Here is a 4,634-nt window from a genome sequence, read left to right as displayed (position 1 = left end):
CGGCGGCGAAGCTCTTCCCTCCGAGTCCGCCTCCCGCCTGCGAGCCGCCCTGCCTTCCGTCCGGCTCGTCAACCTCTACGGCCCCACCGAAGTCACCATCGACGCCACCTTCGCCGAGGTTTCGGGCCTGGAGTCCGGCCTCACCCTTCCCATTGGCCGCCCCGTGGCCAATACCCTCGCCTACGTCCTCGACTCGGCCCTTCACCCGCTGCCCATCGGCGTGCCTGGAGAGCTCTTCCTCGGTGGCGCTCAGTTGGCCCTCGGCTACCTCGGGCGCCCTCAGCTCACCGCTGAGCGCTTCGTACCCAACCCCTTCAGTGCCCAGCCCGGTGCTCGGCTCTACCGCACCGGTGACAAGGCGCGATGGCTCGCTGACGGCACCCTCCAGTACCTCGGCCGTGTCGACTTCCAGGTGAAGCTGCGCGGCCAGCGCATCGAGCTGGGTGAAATCGAAGCCGCTCTCCTGCAGCAGCCCGGCGTGCATGACGCTGTCGCCCTCGTGCGCCACGACGTCCCTGGCCACCAGCACCTCGTCGCCTATCTGGTGCCTTCCACCGACGGCCAGGCTCCTGAGACGGAGGTTCTTCGCTCCGCACTACTCCGGCTTCTGCCCGAGTACATGGTGCCCTCGGCTTTCGTCTCGCTGCAGGCCCTGCCCCTCACTCCCAACGGCAAGCTCGACCGCAAGGCCCTTCCCGCTCCCGACTCCCAGCACGACCACGCCTTCCTCCCTCCCTCCTCGCCCACCGAGTTGCAGCTCGCTTCCCTCTGGCTGCAACTGCTTCGCGTCGAGCGCGTCGGATTGAACGACAGCTTCTTCGCCCTCGGTGGCCACTCGCTTCTCGCCACCCAGCTCGTTTCCCGCATTCGCTCCAGCTTCGGCGCTGAGCTGCCCCTACGCGCCGTCTTCGAGGCCCCCTCCCTCGCAGCCCTCGCTCGGCGCATCGACTCCGCCCACCTCCACTCCTCGCTCCAGCCGCCACCCGTGCGCCCCGTTCCTCGCACCGGCGTGCTGCCTCTCTCCTTCGCTCAGCAGCGCCTCTGGCTCATCGACCAGCTCCAGCCGGGCTCCCCCGCCTACAACATCCCCACCGCTCTGCGACTGGAGGGCACACTCGAGTTGTCGGCACTCCAGCGTGCCTTCGAGGCGCTGGTGCTCCGTCATGAAGCGCTGCGCACCACCTTCCAGGCCGAAGGCGACGAGCCTTGGCAGGTCATCCACCCCGCCGCGATACAGCCCATGCAGGTGGTGGACCTGAGCGCGCTGCCAGCCGAGCAGCGCGAGGCCCGGGCCCGGCGACTTGCCACCGAAGATGCCCTGCGCCCCTTCGATCTGGCAGCGGGTCCGCTGCTGCGCGCCACGGTGCTGAGGCTGGCGCCCGCCGAACACGTACTGCTGCTGTGCATGCACCACGGCATCTCCGATGGGTGGTCCATGGGCGTGCTGGTGCGGGAGCTGGCCGCTCTGTACGAGGCCTTCCTCCACGGCCAGCCCTCGCCGTTGCCCCAACTGCCCGTGCAGTACGCCGACTACGCGGTCTGGCAGCGCTCCTGGCTACAAGGAGAGACGCTCCATGCGCAGCTCGGCTGGTGGAAGCAACTGCTCGCCGGCGCTCCTCACGCGCTGGAGCTGCCCACCGACAAGCCTCGGCCCGCGGCCCTCTCGAACCTGGGCGCCTCGGTGCCGGTGGCGCTGCCATCCGGGCTCAGCGAAGCGGTCGAGGCCCTCGCGAAGCGCGAGGACGCCACCCCCTTCATGGTGCTGCTCGCCGCCTTCCAGGCCCTCCTGCAGCGCTACTCGGGCCAGGACGACGTGCTGGTCGGCTCGCCCATCGCCGGACGCCGCCACTCGGAGACGGAGAGCCTCATTGGCGTCTTCATCAACACCCTGGTGCTGCGCGCCCGCTTCACCCCGGAGCTCACCTTCCGCCAGTTGCTGGCCCAGGTGCGTGACACCACGCTCGGCGCCTACGATCACCAGGACGTGCCGTTCGAGAAGCTGGTGGAAGAGCTGCAACCGGCGCGAGACCTGAGCCGCACGCCGCTGTTCCAGGCGATGTTCGTCCTGCAGAACACGCCGCGCACGGAGCTGGTCCTGCCCGGCCTCACGCTGCGGAGCGTGGAAGTCGACGCCGACTCCGCCAAGTTCGAGCTGAGCCTGAGCCTGACGCGCACGCCGGACGGCTATCGCGGCGGGCTCGTCTTCAGCACCGAGCTGTTCGAGCGCTCCACTGCGGAGCGCCTCCTGGCACACCTCCAAAGCCTGCTGGAAGGGACCCTGGCTGCACCAGACGTGGCGCTGTCCACCCTGGAACTCCAGACGACCGAAGAGCACCAACGGCTGCGGGTGGAGTGGAACGGCGCCACGGCCAGCTTCCCGCGCGAGACCTGCCTCCACACCCTCTTCGAGCAGCAGGCGGTCCGCACGCCACGGGCCCCAGCCGTGCGGCTCGGGGACCTGGCGCTGTCCTTCCACGAGCTCAACGCCCGCGCCAATCAGCTCGCCTGGCACCTGCGCTCGCTGGGGGTCGGCCCCGACGTGCGCGTGGGCCTGTGCCTGGAGCGCACCCCGGAGGCCATCGTCGCCCTGCTGGCCGTACTCAAGGCCGGTGGCGCCTTCGTGCCCATCGACCCGGCGGCGCCCGCGCAGCGCAGGTCCTTCGTCCTCGAGGACTGCGGAGCCTCCGTGCTGCTCACCATGCGGCACCTGGCCGAGGCATGGCAGCCGCGAGTGAAGCACCTGGTGTGCCTCGACCTCCAGGCGGCAACGCTGGCGGCCCTTCCCCAGGACAATGTGTCGGCGTCCTCCGGCGCGGACAACCTCGCCTACGTCATCTACACCTCGGGCTCCACCGGCAAGCCCAAGGGCGTCATGGTGCAGCACCGCTCGTGGCTGCACCTGAGGGCCGCGACCGCCCAGGTCCTCTACGCGGGCCAGCCCCTCGAAGGCCTGCGCTTCAGTGTCAACGCGCCCATCTTCTTCGACGTCTCCATGGAGCAGATCCTCCATGTGGTGGACGGCCACTGCCTGTGCCTCGTGCCGGAGGACACCCGCAAGGACCCGGAGGCGATGCTGGAGTGGCTGGAGCAGCAGAAGGTGGACGTGCTGGATTGCACGCCCGCCCAACTGACGCTGCTGCTGCAAGCGGGCCTCCTGGAGAAGTCACACGTGCCGCGCATGGTGGTGTGCGCGGGCGAGGCCATGGGCGAGACACTGTGGCTGCCGCTGTCGCGCACGGCCCGCACGAAGACCTTCAACGCCTACGGCCCCACCGAGTGCACGGTGTACGCGACCAGTTGGTGCGTGCAGCAGTCCGCGGTGGCGGTGCCCGTCATCGGTCGCCCGTTGCCCAACCTGCGGGCCTACGTGCTGGATGAGCGGATGCGGTTGGCGCCGCTGGGCGTGCCCGGCGAGCTGTACCTCGCGGGTGAAGGCCTGGCGCGGGGATACCTGGGCCGGCCGGACCTGACGGCGGAGAGGTTCGTGCCCAACCCCTTCAGCAGCGAGGCCGGCGCGCGGATGTACCGCACCGGAGACAAGGCGCGCTGGAGAGCGGACGGGACGATTGAGTACCTGGGCCGACTGGACTTCCAGGTGAAGGTGCGCGGCTATCGCATCGAGCTGGGCGAAATCGAAGCGTCGCTGCGCGCACACGCGTCGGTGAAGGACGCGGTGGTGGTGGCGAGGGAGGACGTGCCCGGCGACAAGCGGCTGGTGGCGTATGGAGTGGCGTCCGGTCCTGACGCGCTGGACACCGTCTCGCTGCGCGCCCACCTGCAGCAGCGACTGCCGGAGTACATGGTGCCCTCGGCCTTCGTCACGCTGCCCGCGCTGCCGCTCAACGCCAACGGCAAGGTGGACCGCAAGGCGCTGCCCGCCCCGGAGGCCTCCGCTTCCGCTTCCGCCGTGTACGTGCCTCCGCGCACGCTCCTGGAAGCGCAGCTCGCGAAGGCTTTCGCCAGCGTGTTGCGACTGCCACACGTTGGCATCACGGATGACTTCTTCGCCCTCGGCGGGCACTCGCTGCTGGCCACCCAGGTCATCAGCCGCATCCGCGCCGCCGCCAAGGTCGAGCTGCCCCTGCGGGCGCTCTTCGAGGCGTCCACCGTGGCGGCGCTCGCCCAGCGCATCGCCAGTGCCTCACACCCCCAGGCCTCGGCGGCTCCGCCCCTGGTACCCATGGCTCGCACGGGTGCGCCGCCGCTGTCCTTCGCCCAGCAGCGCCTGTGGCTCATCGACCAGCTCCAGCCAGGCAATCCCGCCTACAACATTCCCATCGCCCTCCAGGTCTCCGGAGTGCTGGATGTCGCGGCCCTGGAGTACGGCTTCCGCGCGCTCATCGAGCGCCACGAGTCGTTGCGGACCACCTTCGCGGAGCACGGCGGCGAGCCCGTCCAGGTCATTCACTCCACCCCTGACTTCTCGATGCCGGTGGTGGACCTGACTGGACACGAGGAGTCCGAAGTCCGGCGACTCGCGGGTGAAGAGGCGATGCGTCCGTTCGATCTCGCCCGAGGTCCGCTCTTCCGCTCCACCCTGCTGCGCCTGGACGCCCAGCAGCACGTCCTCCTCGTCACCGTCCACCACATCGTCTCCGACGGCTGGTCCTCCGGCGTGCTCGTTCGCGAGTTGG

The 4,634-nt window shown here is 69.7% G+C and carries 1 protein-coding gene; it reads left to right on the top strand.

The genetic code is table 11. The annotated features are described in order from the left end of the window. A partial coding sequence (locus tag G4D83_RS23700) for a non-ribosomal peptide synthetase (protein ID WP_163867071.1) occupies nucleotides 1–4,634 on the top strand: 4,634 nt, incomplete at both ends.

The sequence above is a fragment of the Myxococcus eversor genome (genome assembly GCF_010894455.1).
GTDB classification, from domain to species: Bacteria; Myxococcota; Myxococcia; order Myxococcales; family Myxococcaceae; genus Myxococcus; species Myxococcus eversor.
The sequence above is the reverse complement of the archived record's forward strand: the minus strand, read 5'-3'. Positions and strand labels throughout refer to the sequence as shown.